Origin of the sequence: Haematobacter genomosp. 1 (assembly GCF_002196855.1) — a bacterium.
Lineage (GTDB): Bacteria > Pseudomonadota > Alphaproteobacteria > Rhodobacterales > Rhodobacteraceae > Haematobacter.
Genome location: NZ_NIPW01000027.1, coordinates 78,489 through 96,695 on the forward strand (window position 1 = coordinate 78,489; position 18,207 = coordinate 96,695).

Below are 18,207 nucleotides of genomic sequence, written 5' to 3' on the forward strand. Positions count from 1 at the left end.
AAATGGCTTCCGACGAATCCTGTCGGAATTAGCGCTACACCCGCCGACCGCCTTTAGACAAGCGGTAAGGTGGCCGTGGCGCCTTGCTGAATGGCCAATGAAACAACGGTATTCGGTGTCTGCACCGCTCACATCTTCGGGAAGTGCTGTCGGGTGGAATGCGGCATATCGTCTCCGGGGGCAAAAGTCGCAGACACGGCCCGCCTGTCATGCTGCCGTCACGTCCCCGCCCTAGAAGCAGCCGCACCCGCCGCACCACACGGTGGGCAAGGACGCCATAGCCACGGGAAGACCCCATGACCCATCACCACCCGCTCCTGCTTTCCACCGCGCTCGTGCTTGCCACCGGGCTGATGGCGGGGCCGCTTGCCGCCCAGCAGACGCCTCCGGCCACCGGGGAAGCTCTCTTTGATCGCGGCCACCGGGGGGATGTCAGCCAGCACGGCGGCGCACGGCGGCTGAACGGCGATATGACCGAACCGCTGGCCTCCGTCATGAAGCCGGGTCCGGCGCGGAATGTGATCCTGCTGATCGGCGACGGCATGGGGGATTCCGAGATCACCATCGCGCGGAACGTGGCGCGGGGCGCGGGCGGCTTCTTTGCCGGGATCGACGCGCTGCCCGTCACCGGCCAGTACACGCACTATTCGCTGGGCAAGGACGGCAAGCCGACCTACGTGACGGATTCCGCCGCCTCCGGCTCCGCCTGGGCGACGGGAACCAAGACCTACAACGGCGCGATCTCCGTCGATATTCACGGCAAACCGCAGGCCACGCTCCTTGAGATGGCGAAGGCCGCGGGGCTGGCCACCGGCAACGTCTCCACCGCCGAGCTGCAGGACGCGACCCCCGCCGTGCAGATCGCGCATGTGACGGGCCGGAAGTGCTACACACCCGATTCCACCGCCGAGAAATGTGCCTCCGACGCGCTGGAGAATGGCGGCCCCGGCTCCATCACCGAACAGCTCATCAACGCGCGGGCCGATGTGACGCTGGGCGGCGGGCGCAAATACTTCGACGAGACCGCCCATGCCGGCGGGTGGAAGGACAAGACCCTTCTGGAGCAGGCCAGGACCCGCGGCTACCGGATCGTAGAGACGCTGGCCGACATGAACGGCGTCAACACGGCCGATGACAGCGCGCCGCTGCTGGGCCTGTTCGCTCCGGGCAACATGCCGGTCCGCTGGCAAGGGCCGAAGGCCACGCGTCACGGCAATACCGAGCAGCCGCCCGTGACCTGCGAGACCAACGCGGCGCGCGGGGCGGAGGTGCCGACCCTCGCCCAGATGACGGAGAAGGCCATCCAGCTGCTCGACGCGCGGAACACGGGCTTCTTCCTTCAGGTGGAGGGGGCCTCCATCGACAAGCAGGATCACGCCGCCAATCCCTGCGGCCAGATCGGCGAGACGGTGGATCTGGACGAGGCGGTTCAGGTCGCGCTCGACTTCGCGCGCAAGCAGGGCGACACGCTCGTCATCGTGACCGCCGACCACGCCCATGCGAGCCAGATCATCGGCAATGACGTGACCGCCCCCGGCCTGTCGCAGGCGGTGACGACGGCGGACGGCGCGGTGATGTCCGTCACCTACGGCAACTCCGAGGACGAGAACGATCAGGAACATACCGGCGCGCAGGTCAGGATCGCGGCCTTCGGTCCGGGGTCGGCGAATGTCTCGGGCCTGACCGACCAGACAGACCTGTTCTTCACCATCGGCAGCGCGCTCGGCCTGCTCACGCACTGAGGCCGGGCGGCGCAGGTCAGACGGCAGATGCCGCAATGGGCCGGACAGCGGGTGCGAGGGATCAGGCGACACACGCCGCGCGATGAACCAGACGGCGGCTGCCGCGCAATCGGCCATACGGCGCATGCCGCAATCGGCCATACGGCACATGCTGCAACGGGCCGGACGGCAGATGCCGCGCGATGGGGTCGGGGCAGAAACCGTGCGATGAACCAGAGGGCAGATGCCCCTACTATGACATACGGCCCCGCCCGGTTGGCGGGGCCGTTCCAGCTGCATAGCCTGCGACTATACTTGTTCTGAATGAATGAATTACGCGGCGATGCTGACACACAACATCATTACGCGGCTTCCACCGAGCCAAGCAGGCGGGACAGGACACGCCGCTCCACCTCTGCCACCTCAGCCGCGCCGTGGCGCCGGGGGCGCGGCAGCGTGACGGGAAGGTCGAGCGTGATCCGCCCCTCCTCCAGCACCACGATCCGGTCGGCGAGCAGCACGGCCTCCGCCACGTCATGGGTGACGAGGACGGCGGTGAACCCCTGCCGCCGCCATATCCGCTCCAGCAGCCGCTGCATGTCGATCCGGGTCAGCGCATCCAGCGCGCCCAGCGGTTCGTCCAGCGCGAGGATCCGCGGCTGTCCGATCAGCGCGCGGGCCAGAGCCACCCGCTGCCGCTGCCCGCCGGAAAGAACGGAGGGCCAGTCCCCGCCCCGGTCGGCAAGGCCCACCTCCTCCAGCAGTTGCGCGCTTCTGACACGGGTGGTCAGCCCGCCGGCGATGCCGGTCAGGCCGACGGCCACGTTCTCCTCCACCCGCGCCCAGGGAAGCAGGCGCGGCTCCTGAAACATGATGCGGGTGTCGGTCTGCCCCGCGCCCACGGCGCCATGCTCGATCCGGCCCGCGTCGGGCGTCTCCAGCCCTGCCAGCAGCCGCAGCAGGGTGGACTTCCCGCAGCCGGACTTGCCGACGATGGCCACGAACTGCCCCTCGGGCACGTCGAGGTCCAGCCCGTCCAGCACGCGCTTTGCCCCGAACCGCTTGCTCACGCCGCGAAAGCGGACTGCCATTCCGGTCATCGGATCACCCTTTCGTCTGGAAGGCGGGGTGCCATTGCAGCGTCAGCCGCTCCAGCCCGCGGGCCAGCGTATCGGCCAGCTTGCCCAGCACCGCGTAGATCAGGATGGACAGCACCACCACGTCGATCTGCAGGAACTCCCGCGCCTGCATCGCCATGTAGCCGATGCCGGAAGACGCGGCGATCGTCTCCGCCACGATCAGCGTCAGCCACATGATGCCGAGCGCATAGCGCAGCCCGGCAAAGATGGAGGGCAGCGCCCCGGGCAGGATGACCTTGCGGAACAGCTCGCCCCTGTCCATCCCGTAGGTGCGTCCCATTTCCACCAGTTGCGGATCCACCCCCTGAATACCCAGCAGGGTATTGACATAGATCGGGAAGAACACGCCAAGCGCCACAAGGAACAGCTTCGCCTCCTCCCCGATGCCGAACCACAGGATCACAAGGGGGATGAGCGCGAGATGCGGGATGTTGCGCACCATCTGGAGCGTCGTATCCGTCACGTCCCGCGACAGGCGCGACAGCCCGTTCGCCAGCCCGAAGGCAAAGCCGATGGAGCCGCCGATGACGAAGCCCGCCAGCGCGCGATAGGTGCTGGCCCAGATGTTCTGCAAAAGCTCCCCGGAAAGCAGCAGCTTCCAGAAGGCCGCGATCACGTCGGAGGGCGCGGGCAGCACCGTTCCGTCGATCAGGCCAAGACGCGCAGAGCCCTCCCACAGCAGCAGGATCGCGAGCGGCAGCAGCCATCCCACCCAGGCGCGGAGCATCCGCAGCGGCGGCGCGGGGCGGCGCGCCGCCTCCGCCGGAAGATCGGCGACCGCGCTCATGACACGGCCCCGGCAAGGCGGCGGCCATGGTCGCCCACGGAGAATTCGTTGGCGATGGCGCGGGACACGCGGGAGCCGTCGCGGCCGATGCCCAGTTCCGGGAACAGCAGTTCGGCCACGCGGTAGGCTTCCTCCAGATGCGGATAGCCCGAGCCGATCACCGTATCGACGCCGACCGCCTGATATTCCCGCAGCCGTTCGGCCACCTGCGCGGGCGTGCCGACCAGCGCGGTGCCGGCACCGCCCCGGACGAGACCCACCCCCGCCCAGAGGTTCGGCGCAACGACAAGCCTGTCCCGCCGCCCGCCATGCAGCTCCGACATGCGGCGCTGGCCCACGCTGTCCATCTCCTTCAGAAAGCGGGCCTGCGCCTTTTCGATCTGCTCGTCCGTCACGCGGCTGATGAGCTTGTCGGCGGCGGCCCAGGCCTCCTCCTCCGTCTCCCGCACGATGAAGTGCAGACGGATCCCGAAGCGGAGCCTGCGGCCATGACGGGCAGCCTTGGCACGGGCGGCGGCGACTTTCTCGGCCACCTGCGCGGGCGGCTCGCCCCAGGTGAGATAGGTCTCCACCAGTTCCCCGGCGAGGTCCTGCCCCGCCTCCGACGATCCGCCGAACCACAGCGGCGGGGCCTTGCCCTCCACCGTCGGCAGGTCCAGACGCCCCGCCTCCATCCGGTAGTATTTGCCGTCGAAATCGACCGTTCGCCCGTCCAGCAGGTCGCGCCAGATGGTCAGGAATTCCCGCGCCTGATCGTAGCGTTCGTCATGGGCAAGGAACACGCCATCGCCCGCCAGCTCCACCGGGTTGCCGCCCACCACGACGTTGAGCAGCAGCCGCCCGCCCGAAAGCCGGTCCAGCGCCGCCGTCTGCCGCGCGGCAAAGCTCGGCAGCGTGACGCCCGGGCGCAGCGCCACGAGGAACTTCAACCGCTCCGTCGCCGTCGCAAGCCCCGCGGCGGTGATCCAGCTGTCCTCGCAGTTCTGCCCGGTGGGCAGCAGCACACCCTGATAGCCCAGCCGGTCGGCGGCCTGCGCCACCTGCCGGAAATAGCCGGGGTCCTGCGGCCTCTGCTGACTTTCGGAGCCGAGATAGCTGCCGTCGCCATGGGTCGGGATGAACCAGAAGAAGTTCAGTGGGTCCGCGCTGTCGCGGAGGGGGGCGATGAGGGTCATGGCTGCCGTCCTTGGTGGGGTTCAGCTTCTCGGGGCGGTCCAGACCGCCTCGGAAACCGTGATCTTGTTGGGGATGAGGCCGAGCGCGTAGAAGCGGTCCGCCGTTTCCTGCTGATGGGCAATGATCTCGGGCGTGATCGGGAACACCCCGAAGACGGCCCGATTGGCGGCGAGCGTCTGCGCCTCCATCGGCACGCCCGTCACTTCGTGCAGCGCCTCCGCCACCTTGTCGCGGTTCTGATCCGCCCATGCGGCCGCCTTTTCCAGCGCGCCGATCACCCCGGAGATCTCCGACCCATGCGCGGCCGCGAAATCCCGGTTGGCGAGTAAGTAGGTGTTGACGTTCAGCACATCGCTTGATTTCGCCAGCACCACCGGCTTCTGCCGCGTCTCTGCAATGGCAAGGAAGGGATCCCAGATCGACCACGCGTCGACCTTGCCGGACGCGAACGCGGCGGCGGCATCCGCCGGGCTGAGATAGACCGGCTCGATATCGGTGAAGGCGAGGCCCGCATTCTCCAGCGCGGCGACGAGCAGGTTGTGTGCGCTGGTTCCCTTGCCCACCGCCACGCGTTTGCCCTTCAGGTCGGCGAGCGTCGCGATACCGGAATCGGCCCGCGCGATGATCGCCTCGCCCTTGCCGTTGGAGGGAAGCGCCGCGACATAGACGATGGCCGCGCCCGCGGACTGCCCGAAGATCGGCGGCGCGTCGCCCGTCCAGCCCACCTGAATCGCGCCGGTATTGAGCGCCTCCACCAGCGGCGGCCCGGCGGAGAACTCCACCCATTGCACATCGACGCCCGCGGGTTTCAACGCGTCCTCGATCAGGTGCTGCTGCCGGGCGATGACGGGAAGCCCCGCCTTCTGATAGCCGATCTTCAGCACGTCCGCCTGCGCCCCCATGGCCAGCGTGGCACCGAGCAGCGCCGTGCCGAGGCCGAGGGTCCGTTTCATGATCTTCATTTCCTGCTCCTGCCCGGTCTGCGGGTTTGGGATGTGGGGAGCAGAAACGACAGTAAAAATCCTCTACGTCAATAGACGGAACGGGCGCGCTTCGCGAGCGGTCGCCAGATGGAAATTCACATCAACTTATTATTATAATCCATTGTTTATTTTGTAATATTGTTCTTGAAATCTGACCGTGACGCCCGGTGACAGCGAGAATTCCTTCGCTCCTCATCCTCACTGCAGGAGAAGGATTCTCTCCCGGCGGGGGAAAGAAAGCGACGCGCATTTCTGCCTGTTTTTACCGCGAAGCCGCCCGAAGCGCCGCTGGTTAGCCCCGCCCTAAGCAGAGGTGAGCGAAACGATCATGTGCGGCCCCGAAGGGCTGCGGTAGATCTGCGTTCACAGTCATTCGCCCGTGAAAGGAATGCCGCTATGGCCGTCGAGAAAGTCGATACGCTCGTGATCGGGGCCGGACAGGCCGGGGTTGCGATGAGCGAACACCTTGGGCGGCAGGGCATCCCGCATCTCGTGCTCGAAAGAAGCCGCATCGCGGAAAGCTGGCGCACGGCACGCTGGGATTCGCTCGTCGCCAACGGTCCCGCCTGGCATGACCGGTTTCCGGGGCTGGACTTCGCAGGCAGCCCCGATGCCTTCCCGCCAAAGGAGACGGTCGCCGATTACTTCGTGAGCTACGCCGACCGGATCAACGCGCCGATCCGCACCGGGGTGACGGTGACGGGGCTCACAGCCGCGCCGGGCGGTGGTTTCCGCGCGACGACCTCCGACGGCATGGTTGAGGCGCGCAACGTGGTCGTGGCGACGGGCGCTTTCCAGCGGCCGGTGATCCCGGCCCTTGTTCCCGAAAGCGCGGGCCTGCACCAGCTCCACTCCCACAGCTACCGCAACCCGGCGCAACTGCCGGAGGGGGCGGTGCTGGTCGTCGGCGCGGGATCCTCGGGCACGCAGATCGCCGAGGAGCTTCTGGCCTCCGGGCGGCGGGTCTATTTGTCCGTCGGGCCGCATGACCGGCCGTTCCGCAGCTATCGCGGGAAGGATTTCGTGTGGTGGCTCGGCGTGCTCGGCATCTGGGACAAGAAGGTGCCCGCCCCCGGCACGGAACATGTGACCATTGCCGTCAGCGGTGCAAACGGCGGGCGCACGGTGGATTTCCGCCGCCTTGCCGCCGAAGGGATGACGCTGGTTGGCCGCGCGGAGGCGTTCGAGGGCGGCGTGGTGCGTTTTGCCCCCGATCTGGCGGGCAACATCGCGCTTGGCGATGCCAACCACTTCTCGCTCATGGATCAGGCGGATGCGCATGTGGCAAGGGAAGGGCTCGACCTTCCCGAAGAGCCGGAGGCCCGCCGCCTGCTGCCGGACCCGGAGTGCGTAACCCATCCGCTCACCCAGCTTGATCTTGCCCAAGCGGGTGTGACCACAATCCTGTGGGCCACCGGCTATGTGCCCGATTACGGGTGGGTCGGGTTCGACATCTTCGATGACAAGGGCCGCCCCCGGCATGACCGGGGCGTGTCGGAAGTGCCGGGGCTCTACTTCCTCGGCCTGCCGTGGCTCTCCCGCCGCGCATCCTCCTTCATCTGGGGGGTGTGGCACGACGCGTCCTATCTGGCCGATCATATCGCGGAGGAACGGGCGGAAAGCGCGGCCTGACCCGCTTTTCCCCTTCCGCCCCCTGCAGCGGGCAGAGAGGATACCGGTGCTCAGGTTCACGCTCCGCCAGCTCGAATACCTCGTCGCCGTCGGCGAGCTCGGCTCCGTCACGGAGGCGGCGGAGCGGGTGAATGTCTCTGCTCCCTCCGTCTCCACCGCGATTTCCCAGCTCGAGCGGGAGTTCGGGCTGACGCTTTTTGTGCGCCGTCATGCACAGGGGCTGGCGATGACGGAGGCCGGGCGGCGCTTTGTCGAGCAGGCGCGGCACATTCTGGCAGAGGCGGGCAAGCTCAACGCCTTGTCCAACGCGCTCACCGGGCAGGTCAGGGGGCCGCTCAATGTCGGCTGTCTCGTCACTTTCGCGCAGATCGTGATCCCGGCCCTCCGCCGCGCCTTCTGCGACGCCAACCCGGAGGTGGAGTTCGCCCAGTTCGAGCGGGACCACGCAGAACTTCTGGAAGGGCTGCGCTCCGGCCGGTTCGACGTGGCGCTCAGCTATGACATGGACATCCCGCCTGACGTGGCCTTTCAACCGCTCGCCACGCTCCCGCCGCACGTCGTCCTGCCGGAAGCGCACCCGCTCGCATCCCGTGCGGGGATCAGCGTGGCGGAGCTTGCGGGCGAGCCGATGATCCTGCTCGACCTGCCGCACAGCACGGGCTACTTCCTGTCGCTCTTCCGGGAGCGCGGCCTTGCCCCCCGGATCGCGGAGCGGACGCGGGACATGTCTGTCATGCGGGCGATGGTGGCCAATGGCTTTGGCTACTCCATCGCGAATATCCGGCCCGATTCCAACCTGGCGCTGGATGGCGGACGGCTGGCCTTCGTGCCCATCACCGATGAGAGCCGCCCCATCCGGATCGGCATCCTGACGATGCGGGGCCTGAACCCGCCGCTGGTGATCGAGCGGTTTGCCGCATTCTGCATCGACCTCACCCATCGGGGCGGGGTGGCGGGGCTGCGGCCACCCGGCTGAGCGTCAGATGCGCAGGCGGTCAGGGTGGCAGGCGGGCCAGATGCCCAAAGGGTCAGGTGCGCAGGGGGTCAGGTGCGCAGGCGGTCAGACGGGCTCCGCGACCTGCGTCAGGCAGCGGTCAAGCGCCGCGACCAGCTCCGCCACATCATCCTCCGAGAAGCAGAGCGGCGGGCGGATCTTCAGGCAGTTCGCCGCCGCCCCGCAGGAGCCGACGAGCACGCCCGCCTCCCGCAGCGCACCGACCATCCGCAGCGCCCGCGCACCGTCCGGCGTTTTCGCGGCGCGGTCGGACACGAGTTCCACCGCCGCGTAAAGACCGGCCCCCCGGACGTCTCCCACCGCCTCATGCCGCGCGGCGAGACCCTGGAGCGCCGTGCGCAGAGTGGCGCCGACACGGTGGGCATTCTCCTGCAACCCCTCCTCCGCGATGACATCCAGCACCGCGCGGCCCACGGCAGCGGAGACAGGATTGCCGCCGAACGTATTGAAATAGCGGGTCTTCCTGCCGAACTCCTCCAGATAGTGCGGCTGGGCCACAAGGGCCGCGATCGGATGCCCGTCGCCCAGGGGCTTGCCCAGCGTCACAAGGTCGGGGATCAGCCGGTGCCGTTCGAACGCCCACATGGCCGCGCCGGGGCGGGCGAGGCCGGACTGCACCTCATCGGCGATGAACAGCCCGCCCGCCGCCCGGACGGCCGCCACCGCCCCGGCAGGCAGGCCGACGGGATCGGTAAACACCCCGTCGCTGGCAAACACCGTGTCGCAGAGAAAGGCCGCCACGCCATGCCCGGCGGCCTGAAGGCTCCGCACCGCCTCCTCCACGCCCAGTGTCAGCGCGCGCTCCGCACCCTCCGCCCCCAGCCGGTAGCTGTCGGGCGCGGGCACCACGCGGACATGCGCACCGAGGGGATTGGCCGCGCCAAGGGAGGGCGAGATCTCCGCAAGCGCCGCCGTCACCCCGTGATAGGCATTGGCCGTGACGATGATCCCCCGCGCGCCCGTGACCGACCGGGCAATGCGGAGGGCGAGGTCATTCGCCTCGCTCCCCGTGCAGGTGAACATCACCTGCGACAGCGGCGCGGGAAAGGTCGCGACCAGCCGTTCGGCATAGTCCACCACGCCGTCGTGCAGGTAGCGCGTATGGGTGTTCAGCACCGCCGCCTGCTCCGCCAGCGCGGCCACCACCTTCGGGTGGCAGTGACCGACGGAGGGCACGTTGTTGTAGGCATCCAGATAGGCGCGCCCCTCCGCATCCCAGACGCGCGCGCCCCGCCCGCGGACAAGATGCAGGGGCCGGTCGTAGAACAGCCGGTAGGCGGGGCCGAGCACCCTTTCCCGGCGTGCGATCAGGGTCTCGTCCCTCATGCCGTCTCCCCCGCCAGCGTGGCGATGCGATGGGCCATGTCATCCTCCCCCTCCAGCCGGGCCCATAGCGCCCAGGCGGCAGTGTTGCTCCGCAGGATATAGGCGGCGTTCTCCGGGAACAGCCGCGCGCGCCAGGCGGAGAGCAGGATGCGCGTAGCAAGGCGCGCCCGGATCAGGTCGGGCAGCAGCAGGAGTTCCGCCTGCGTGAGCCGCACGAAGGGGGCGGCCTGCGCCAGCATCTCCGCCACCGCGGCGACGGGATCGTCCTCAGGGGTGATGAAATAGCTCGCGGCGATGGCCAGTTCGTTCACGCGCGGGGCAAGGACCAGATCGCCGAAGTCGATCACGCCCGTGACGGTTCCGCCCGGCCCCACCAGCAGGTTCGACAGGCTCAGATCGTTGTGGATCGCCTGATGCGGCAGGCGGGCTGCGGCGGGACAGACCTCGGCTCCGAACCGCTCGAACCACGCAAGCAGGCGGGGTTCCGTCTCCGCCAGCGGCCGCAGGAGGGGCAGACGCATCATGTCCCACAGGATCACCCGTTCCGCCGCCGGATGGCTGTAGCCCGCCAGCGCCGCCATCAGGCGCCCCGCGACCGCGCCCACGTTGCGGCGGAGCGCGGGTGTCACCGTTGCAGGCATCCGGCCCGGAAGGCAGGTCAGCATGACCGCCGCCACGGCCTGTCCGCCGATCTCCGCTACCGCCTCCTCTGCCCCGGCAAGTGTCGGAATCAGGCGGGGCGTGGGCAGCCCCTCGGCCGCAAGATGGCGGAGCGCGCCATGCTGAAGCGCGCGGGTGCTCGCCTCCTCCGCCGGGTTGTAGAATTTCAGCACCGCGCCGCCCAGACGGAAGTTCCGGTCCCGCTCACCATTGAGCGCCTGCGCCCCCGCGCCTCGGCCATCCCGTGCCCCTTGACCATCCGATGCACTCTGGCCATCCCATGCGGCCGGGCCATAATGCCGGCGCGCGAAAGCTTCCGCCTCCGCTTCCGATACGCTCGGAGGCGGGACCAGCAGCAGCCGGGCAGCCTCCTCCAGCCGGTCAGACATGCTGGCCGCCGTTGATGTGGATTTCCGCGCCATTGATGTAGGAGGAGGCATCCGAGCACAGGAAGTAGATGGTGGAGGCGACCTCCGCCGGGTTGCCCAGCCGCCCCATCGGCACCTCTGCCGCGACGAGGGCATCGGTGCCGGGCGAGAGGATGGAGGTCTCGATCTCTCCCGGCGCGATGGCGTTCGCGCGCACGCCCCGCCCGCCGAATTCATGCGCCATCTCGCGCGTCAGCGCCGCCAGCCCCGCCTTGGACGCCGCATAGGCCACCCCGGCAAAGGGATGCACCCGTGAGCCCGCGATGGAGGTGACGTTGACGATGGAGCCTTTCGCCCGTTCCATCTCCGGCAGAAGCGCGCGCGCCAGAAGCGCGGTGGAGACGAGGTTGACGTTGAGCACCTGCGTCCAGGCATGGGCATCGGTGCCGATCACGCCAAGCCGCGTCCGCTCCGGCCCCTTGGGCGAGATACCGGCGTTGTTGACCAGCGCATGGAGCTTGCCATCCGGCAGACGCGTGCGGACATCCTCCGCCAGCCGTTCGATACTGTCCAGATCGGCGAGGTCGGCCTGAATATGGCTCTCCCGCGCCTCCGGCCAGGCGCATTCCGCCGAAAAAGCCTGCCGCGAGACCGTGAGGATGCGCCATCCCCGCTGCTGGAAAAGTTTTACGGTGGCATGGCCGATCCCCCGGCTTGCACCGGTCAGCAGCATGATGGGGCGTTCAGCGGTCACGGTGGCACCTCAGGAATTTTGATGCATCATATTGGCAGCGCCGGGCGGGGGCAATGATTCCGTCGCCTGCCCCACACGCGCAGCGATGGCCGCGCCGCCGAGGGTGATATCGCTCATGATCGCCACCGCCGCCCCAGCCGGATCCCGCCGTCGGATCGCCTCGACGACGGGATAATGGTAGTCGATCATCGCCCGCCCGCCCGCGTCATAGCTATCGGCGATCAGCGGCCCCATCTGGAGCCAGAGCCGGCGCAGCACGCCGTGCAGAACCGGCATCCCCGCGATCTCCGGCAACAGGAAATGGAAGGACTGGTTGAGCGCGGTGGCCGCCCTCCTGTCATGGGAAAGGAGCGCGTTCTCATTGTCTTGCAAGGTTTTCTCAAGACGGCGGATATCGTCCGGCGTCGCCGCCAGCGCCGCGGCTTCCGCCGCCAGCGCCTCCAGCCGCAGCCGCATGTCACGGATTTCCCGGTAGCGGGCCGCGGTGATGGCCGGGATGCGGATATCACGGGGCGAGCGGAACACCACCGCATCGTCATGCGCAAGCCGAAGGATCGCATCCCGCACCGGGGTGACGGAGGTGCCAAGCTGCTCCGCCAGTTCCCGGATGCGAAGGCGGTCACCCGGCTGGAACCGGCCCTTCATCAGTCCGTCGCAGAGCATCGCGTATACCGCGCCGCCAAGGCTGTCGTGATCGGGAGTGGGAAGCAACGTCATCCGGTTATGATGCATCATATTTCCATCCCCGTCGAGAGGCTTGAAACGAGGAGCGTCAACTGTCATATCATGAGCGACACCTGTCACCATGGGGAGACGCGCATGAACGAACTGGCCCCCATCGAACACGACATCGAGCGGACCTATGCCCTGCTCGGCGGGCAGCGCACCATACGCCGGCCCGTCCGCACGAGCCTTGAGGCCCATGATCTGCTGATGCGGGGACTGCCCTCCTCCGCCCTCGTCCACCTGACGCGGGAGGTCAGCTTTCTCGGCTCCGACGCGGCGCTGGAAAAGGCCATCGGCATCAGCACGCGCACCCTCCAGCGCCGCAAGCGGGAGGAAGGGGAGCGCGTCCTGAACACGGAGCAAAGCAGCCGGACGTGGAAATTCGCCGAAATCCTCGGCCGTGCGGCGGAGATCTTCGGCTCCCGCGCGGCGGCGGAGGAATGGATGAGCGCCCCCGCCCTCGGACTGGACAACCGCCGCCCCATCGACCTGCTGGCCACCGCCGTGGGCGTGGAGGCGGTCGAGGACTACCTGACCCGCATCGACTACGGGGTCTATACGTGACGCCACTCCCCCCGCCGCTCGGGACGGGGGAAATACGGCTCTGGCGGCTGGACCGTGCGATCCACGCGCCCGGCTGGGCGACCGGCGAGGGCAGTTTTCGCGTGGGCGGGCGATGGAACTCCCCCGGCGTAAGGGCGGTCTATGCCTCGCTCGACCCTGCCACGGCGGTGCTGGAAGTGGCGGTGCACAAGGGGTTCCGCGTGCTGGACACGGAGCCGCATGTGCTCACCTCCGCCCGGATCGACCCGGCCGTGCTCCACGTGGTCCGGCCACAGGATGTGCCGAACCCCAACTGGCTCTCCCCCGTCACGCCGAACCGCAATCAGCAGACCTTCGGCGACGCCCTGCTGGCCGCGCATGGCCTCGTCCTGATCCCGAGCGCGGTCTCCCGCCACAGCTGGAACGTGATCTTCACCGCCGGAGCGGTGACGGGGGAGATACTGACGGACATCACGCAGGAACGCTTTGCGCTGGATCCGCGGCTTCAGCCCTGATCGCGCCGGCCGATGCCCAGAAGCTGATACATGATGAGCGCCGCCAGGGTCGCGGTGCCGATCCCGCCCACCGTGAAGGAGCCGATGGAGAAGGAGAAATCCCCCGCTCCGAAGATCAGCGTGATCCCCACCGTGAACAGGTTGCGCGGGTCCGAGAAATCGACACGGTTGTCCACCCAGAGCCGGATCATCGCGGCCGCGATCAGCCCGAACACCGCGACGCCCAGCCCCGCCAGCACCGGCGCGGGAATGGTCCGCAGAAGCGCCCCGAATTTCGGTGAGAAGCCGAGCGCGATGGCCACCACCGCCGCCACGACGAAGATCAGGGTGGAGAACACCTTGGTCACCGCCATGACGCCCATGTTCTCCACATAGGTGGTCACGCCCGTTCCCCCGCCGGAGCCGGACACCATCGTGGCGATTCCGTCGCCCAGAAAGCCGCGCCCGATGTAGCGGTCCATGTTCTGCCCCGTCATCGCCGCGATCGCCTTGATATGGCCAAGGTTCTCCGCGACGAGGATCAGCGCGACCGGCGCGATGAGGCTCATGGCGGAGAGGCTGAACGTCGGGCTGTGGAAGGTCGGCACGCCCACCCAGGGCGCGGCCGCCAGCTCGGAAAAATCGACCGGCGGCAGCCAGCCGAGGCCGTTCCCCATGATGAGCACCGCGAGATAGCCCACCGTGATTCCGAGCAGGATGGAGACCCGGCGCGTCACTATGGAGCCATAGGTCGAAAACAGCGCCACGGAGACCAGCGTCAGCAGCGCGGCCACCATATGCGGCCCGCTGCCCTGAAGGCTGCTCACCCCCACGGGTGCGAGGTTCAGGCCGATGGCGGCGCCGATGGCCCCGGTCACCGCGGGCGGCATCAGCCGCTCGATCCAGCCGGTGCCCACCGCCATGACGATCAGCCCGATCAGCGCATAGAGCGCCCCCGCCGCGATGATCCCGCCAAGGGCCGGGCCGACATTCGGGTTCGGCCCCGTCCCGGCATAGCCCGTCACCGCGATCACCACCGCGATGAAGGCGAAGGAGGAGCCGAGATAGCTCGGCAGCCGCCCCGCCGTCAGCACGAAGAAGATCAGCGTGCCGATGCCAGAGAACAGCACCGCGAGGTTCGGGTCAAACCCCATCAGCAGCGGCGCGAGGATGGTGGAGCCGGACATCGCCAGCAGGTGCTGCACCCCCATCGGCACCGTCGCGCCCCAGGACAGGCGCTCATCCGGCAGCACAACGGTATTGCGGGTCAGGGGCCATTTCGGAAAGTAGCTCATCGCGGACTCCGTTCGGGCGAGGGTCGCGCGGCGGCCCCGGCGATTCTGATCACATCGGCGCGATGCAGATAAAGAGCCTGATGTCAGGTGCAAAGGGGGATGGGGGGCTGACGCCTCATGACGCTGCGCTATATCGGCGGCATGGACACACATGTCACCTTTCCCGCAGGCCGGCTGGAGGAGACCGCGACCATCCTCCGCATCCTGCCGCTCCCCGAGGGGCGGAGCGCGGTCGTCACCGACCGCTCGCCCTTCCACCCTGTCGATCCCTGGTGGCCCGACCAACCGTCGGACCGCGGCGTGATGCTTGCAGGCGGCGTGACGCTCGAGGTGCCCGAGGCAATCGTGCTGGCCGACGGTGCTGTCGTCGATCCCGCCTCCACACCGCGCGGGGCAGAGGGGGTGGCGCTTCAGGTGGGCCATGTCGTCGGCGACACGTCGGCGCTGGTGGAAGGGATGGAGGTCACTCTCCGTGTCGATCCGGCAAGCCGCGACGCGCTGGCCACCGGCCATACCGCCGCCCACATCGCCGCGCTGGCCCTCAACCGGGTGCTTGCGCCCTATTGGAAAAAGACGATTGCGGAGGATGGGCAGGGTCACCCCAACACCGACCAGAAGCTCATCGCCGCGTCGCGCATCGGGCCCTATGGCAGCCGGGAGACCTACCGGATCGGCAAGAGCGCCCGGAAGGCGGGGTTTGACGCCGAGCGTTTCCGGGAGGAGAGCGCCGGTCTCGCCAATGCCATCGCGACGGAGGCTAATGCCATGCTGGGCAGGATCCGGCGGCTCGAGGTGCTTCCGGGGGAGGACGCGCTCTCCGGCCGGCGGACATGGCGGGCGACGCTGGATGACGGGACGGTCGATATCCCCTGCGGCGGCGTCCACACGCTTGATCCGCGGGCGATCGGGCCGATCTCCATCGACCTGACCCCTTCTGACGACGGTTTCATCATGGAAGTGAAGGTCGGCCCGTAAGCGGAGGCTCCTCTGGCGGCAGGGCTTCAGGTTCGGCCGCCTGCCCAGCCCACAGGCATCCGTTACCGCTAGCATTAAATGTTTGCGCTAACAGACAAACGGTCGTAAGATCGTGGTGAGGAATGGAGGAATCGCCATGACCGTTGTCCTGAAGAAGTCCCTCAAGGGTAAGCCCGTCGCCCCGAAACCTGTAAAATCCCGCCGCAAGGTTGTTCCGGATGAGCCGGAAATGGCCTGCATCGGCGATTTGGATTATGAAATCTGAAGCGATTGCCTGACCGCTTCTGAATGGGTTAGCCTTCCCCCGATTGGGTGGGGAAGTGATGCACGAAGTGAATGAAGCCGTTCTTGAGGCAATCGAAGGCAGGCGCTCGATTCGCGCCTTCTGCCCGACCGAAGTTAACGATGAGACGATCGCGCGCATCCTGACCGCTGCCGCCCGCGCGCCATCAGGGTCGAATATACAGCCCTGGCAGGTGATCGTCCTGAAGGGCGAGGCGCTCCAGACCTTCGGCGCGACGCTTGAGGCGCATGAGCTCTCTGGAGGCGCCGCTGATCCCGAATATCACTATTACCCCCGCGAATGGCGTGAGCCCTATCTGGCGCGGCGGCGCGAGGTGGGTTGGGCGCTCTACGCCTCGCTGGGCATAGAGCGGGGGCAGAAGCAGGCAATGGCCTGCCAGAACGCCCGCAACCTGCGGTTCTTCGGCGCTCCCGTCGGGCTTATCTTTACGCTTGATCGCGACATGGAGATCGGGAGCTGGCTCGATCTGGGCATGTTCCTGCAAAACATCATGATCGCAGCCAGGGCCTTCGGGCTGGACACCTGCCCTCAGGCAGCATTCGCGCGCTATCCGGGCCTCATCGCAGACCTGCTGTCGATCCCGGCGGAGCGGCAGGTGATCTGCGGCATGGCGCTCGGCGTCGCCGATACCGCCGCACCGGAAAACCGCTTTCCGGTGCCCCGTGTGGCTGTCCCGTCCTTCACCCGCTTCGTCACCACCCTGGCTGACCGCTGAGAAGTATCATGTCTTCGGAAAATGGGCGCGGAATGACCGGGAATGCAGATTTCCGGTCGAATTTCGTGAGGTTGCGAGAGATTTCCGCTCAAACGACCTGAAAGCCTTCTCCAGCAGTCCCCAGATCAGCCGAGCCAGACCGTCAGCCCCGCCAGCCAGACCGCGATCAGCAGCAGCGCCCGCCCCACGTAGCGCCCGTTCCAGTCCCGCGTCACTTCCCGCGCGGTGCGGTCCACCATATCCGCGATGATCATGGCGGAGGCGGTCAGCGGAGAGGCATTCACCCCGAGCGCCCAGCCCGCCATCAGCGCGAGCGCCAGCACGGCGGCGGGAATCCCCGCATCCGGCACGCCCTGAAAGGCGGAGGCAAAGATCGTCACGCTCACGATCGGGTTCACGCCGATCAGCGAAAGCCCCACGACCAGCACGGTGAGCAGTCCCGGTAGGAACATCAGCGGCACCGGCAGGTGCAGAAGAAGCATCGCCAGCCGCCCCTGCGGGATGAGGAGGGAGAACAGCGTCCCGATGAACCCGGCAGAGGAGAGCACTGCGATTTCCGTCCTGTAGCGTGGAAAAAGCCGCGCCCCTTCGCGCACCAGCCGGCGGGAAACAAGCCGCGCCCCCCTCACCGGGCCGAAGCGGCGATGCTGCCAGCCAAGCCAGATCAGCCCCGCGAGCGGCACGGCAACCAGCACGGCGCGGGCCAGCGGGATGTCGGCGGCGAATTCGATACCCACCGCCAGCACGAAGACGCCGAGCACGATGCCGACGATGCCCAGCAGCGCCATCGGATCCCGCACGCCGCTGGTGACGACGACCGGCACGGTCTGGCGCGGCGCCTCCAGCCGGTCCTGCACGCAACCGAGCGTGAGGAGCAGCGCCGCCGTCATCAGCCCGAGGGGAAAGACCGTGGTCCACGACAGCCCCGGCATGACGGAAAGCACCACGGCCATCACCATGGAGATGGGCGAGCCGAGCGGCGCCACGGCAAAGCCGCGCAGCACGGCCAGCACCATCCGCCGCTCCCTCACCGCGCGGATCGCAGCACTTCCGCCTGCCGCGGAAAGCCAGCGGCGGATCATCAGCCCCAGCAGGCTCAGCACCCCGATGTTCAGGATGATGCCGAACAGGAACCCGCCCAGCGTCAGAAGGCCGTAGCGCCGCGCGGGCGGCTGGTCGATGAAGAAGGAGGCGGAGCGGCGGACGAGCGGCGAGGTGCGCGCCGGCTCCCGCAAGAAGAACTGGTTGGCAAAGAAGGTCGCGAAGAAGGCCGCCTGATCCAGCGCCCGCCCGATGGCCGCTCCGGGATCGGCGGTGAGCACGCCCCCCGCAACGGTAAGCGCCCCGGCGACGGCGATCATCGCCCGTCCGGTGCGCTGAATGCCCCGCCATTCGAGCGCGAGATAGGAAATCAGCAGCACCCGCGCGGCCTGCCGCAGCAGGTCCGATCGGAACACCGCCTCTCCCAGCACGGCAAAGATCAGCGCGATGAGGACAATCGCGCTGATCCTGCCGGGGTCGAGCGATATCGGCCTGCTGGCCGGGCCCGCAAAGAGCCTGCTTGCGACCGCCATCTCTCTCCCCCGGCAGGAAC

The 18,207-nt window shown here is 67.9% G+C and carries 18 protein-coding genes; 8 read left to right on the forward strand and 10 right to left on the reverse strand.

Features of this window, described 5'->3' with window-relative positions; translation table 11 throughout:
- Nucleotides 1–296: 296 nt before the first annotated feature.
- Nucleotides 297–1,742, forward strand: a complete 1,446-nt coding sequence (gene phoA / locus CDV49_RS13890; protein WP_088216025.1) for an alkaline phosphatase — start codon at nt 297–299, stop codon at nt 1,740–1,742.
- A 341-nt stretch (nt 1,743–2,083) separates the two neighbouring features.
- Here the strand turns inward: phoA and CDV49_RS13895 are convergent, their stop codons facing one another.
- Genes CDV49_RS13895 through CDV49_RS13910 form a run of 4 tightly spaced genes read right to left on the reverse strand, consistent with a single transcriptional unit; the run spans nt 2,084 to nt 5,785 of the window.
- On the reverse strand, nt 2,084–2,821 hold the full coding sequence (locus CDV49_RS13895) for an ATP-binding cassette domain-containing protein (RefSeq protein WP_088216026.1): 738 nt from the start codon (nt 2,819–2,821) through the stop codon (nt 2,084–2,086).
- A 4-nt stretch (nt 2,822–2,825) separates the two neighbouring features.
- Complete coding sequence (locus CDV49_RS13900) at nt 2,826–3,647, reverse strand: ABC transporter permease subunit (RefSeq protein ID WP_218821978.1); 822 nt, start codon at nt 3,645–3,647, stop codon at nt 2,826–2,828.
- Nucleotides 3,644–4,822, reverse strand: coding sequence for an FMNH2-dependent alkanesulfonate monooxygenase (ssuD, locus tag CDV49_RS13905; RefSeq protein ID WP_088216027.1), 1,179 nt, complete (start codon nt 4,820–4,822; stop codon nt 3,644–3,646). Before ssuD ends, CDV49_RS13900 begins: the two co-directional genes overlap by 4 nt.
- 21 nt (nt 4,823–4,843) lie before the next feature.
- Nucleotides 4,844–5,785 carry a sulfonate ABC transporter substrate-binding protein gene (locus CDV49_RS13910; RefSeq protein WP_088216028.1) on the reverse strand — a complete coding sequence of 314 codons (942 nt, stop codon included), beginning with the start codon at nt 5,783–5,785 and terminating at the stop codon, nt 4,844–4,846.
- A gap of 417 nt (nt 5,786–6,202) precedes the next feature.
- Between CDV49_RS13910 and CDV49_RS13915 the strand changes: the two genes are divergently transcribed.
- Entirely contained in the window at nt 6,203–7,438 is a 1,236-nt protein-coding gene (locus CDV49_RS13915; RefSeq protein WP_088216029.1) for a flavin-containing monooxygenase, read from the forward strand.
- Between the two features lie 46 nt (nt 7,439–7,484).
- Entirely contained in the window at nt 7,485–8,414 is a 930-nt protein-coding gene (locus tag CDV49_RS13920; protein WP_179209216.1) for a LysR family transcriptional regulator, read from the forward strand.
- An 84-nt stretch (nt 8,415–8,498) separates the two neighbouring features.
- Here the strand turns inward: CDV49_RS13920 and CDV49_RS13925 are convergent, their stop codons facing one another.
- Genes CDV49_RS13925 through CDV49_RS13940 form a run of 4 tightly spaced genes read right to left on the reverse strand, consistent with a single transcriptional unit; the run spans nt 8,499 to nt 12,296 of the window.
- The gene (locus CDV49_RS13925; protein ID WP_088216031.1) at nt 8,499–9,779 is read right to left on the reverse strand and encodes an aspartate aminotransferase family protein; all 1,281 of its coding nucleotides are present in this window, start codon (nt 9,777–9,779) and stop codon (nt 8,499–8,501) included.
- Nucleotides 9,776–10,828, reverse strand: a complete 1,053-nt coding sequence (locus CDV49_RS13930; protein WP_179209217.1) for a phosphotransferase — start codon at nt 10,826–10,828, stop codon at nt 9,776–9,778. The genes CDV49_RS13925 and CDV49_RS13930 overlap by 4 nt, the downstream gene beginning before the upstream one ends.
- Nucleotides 10,821–11,540, reverse strand: coding sequence for an SDR family NAD(P)-dependent oxidoreductase (locus tag CDV49_RS13935; protein ID WP_088216101.1), 720 nt, complete (start codon nt 11,538–11,540; stop codon nt 10,821–10,823). The genes CDV49_RS13930 and CDV49_RS13935 overlap by 8 nt, the downstream gene beginning before the upstream one ends.
- Before the next feature lie 30 nt (nt 11,541–11,570).
- Nucleotides 11,571–12,296 (reverse strand): GntR family transcriptional regulator, encoded by a 726-nt coding sequence (locus tag CDV49_RS13940; protein WP_256947347.1) that lies wholly within the window; start codon nt 12,294–12,296, stop codon nt 11,571–11,573.
- An 84-nt stretch (nt 12,297–12,380) separates the two neighbouring features.
- Between CDV49_RS13940 and parS the strand changes: the two genes are divergently transcribed.
- Together parS and CDV49_RS13950 are read left to right on the forward strand one after the other, a co-directional pair.
- Nucleotides 12,381–12,851, forward strand: a complete 471-nt coding sequence (gene parS / locus CDV49_RS13945) for a type II RES/Xre toxin-antitoxin system antitoxin (RefSeq protein WP_088216033.1) — start codon at nt 12,381–12,383, stop codon at nt 12,849–12,851.
- Nucleotides 12,848–13,345 carry an RES family NAD+ phosphorylase gene (locus CDV49_RS13950; RefSeq protein ID WP_088216034.1) on the forward strand — a complete coding sequence of 166 codons (498 nt, stop codon included), beginning with the start codon at nt 12,848–12,850 and terminating at the stop codon, nt 13,343–13,345. Before parS ends, CDV49_RS13950 begins: the two co-directional genes overlap by 4 nt.
- Here CDV49_RS13950 and CDV49_RS13955 read toward each other — a convergent pair.
- Nucleotides 13,336–14,619, reverse strand: coding sequence for a solute carrier family 23 protein (locus CDV49_RS13955; protein ID WP_088216035.1), 1,284 nt, complete (start codon nt 14,617–14,619; stop codon nt 13,336–13,338). The genes CDV49_RS13950 and CDV49_RS13955 overlap by 10 nt on opposite strands.
- A 117-nt stretch (nt 14,620–14,736) precedes the next feature.
- Here CDV49_RS13955 and CDV49_RS13960 point away from each other — a divergent pair, with 117 nt between their 5' ends.
- The 3 genes from CDV49_RS13960 to CDV49_RS13965 all read left to right on the forward strand — a co-directional run bounded on the left by CDV49_RS13960 (nt 14,737) and on the right by CDV49_RS13965 (nt 16,613).
- The gene (locus CDV49_RS13960) at nt 14,737–15,594 is read left to right on the forward strand and encodes a metal-dependent hydrolase (protein WP_088216036.1); all 858 of its coding nucleotides are present in this window, start codon (nt 14,737–14,739) and stop codon (nt 15,592–15,594) included.
- 136 nt (nt 15,595–15,730) lie between these two features.
- A complete protein-coding gene (locus CDV49_RS20935; RefSeq protein ID WP_256947348.1) occupies nt 15,731–15,859 on the forward strand; it encodes a hypothetical protein in 129 nt (42 codons plus the stop codon).
- Between the two features lie 58 nt (nt 15,860–15,917).
- Nucleotides 15,918–16,613: a nitroreductase gene (locus CDV49_RS13965; protein ID WP_088216037.1), complete on the forward strand. Its 696-nt coding sequence runs from the start codon at nt 15,918–15,920 to the stop codon at nt 16,611–16,613.
- A 125-nt stretch (nt 16,614–16,738) separates the two neighbouring features.
- Here the strand turns inward: CDV49_RS13965 and CDV49_RS13970 are convergent, their stop codons facing one another.
- A complete protein-coding gene (locus CDV49_RS13970) occupies nt 16,739–18,187 on the reverse strand; it encodes a hypothetical protein (RefSeq protein WP_088216038.1) in 1,449 nt (482 codons plus the stop codon).
- Nucleotides 18,188–18,207: the final 20 nt, after the last annotated feature.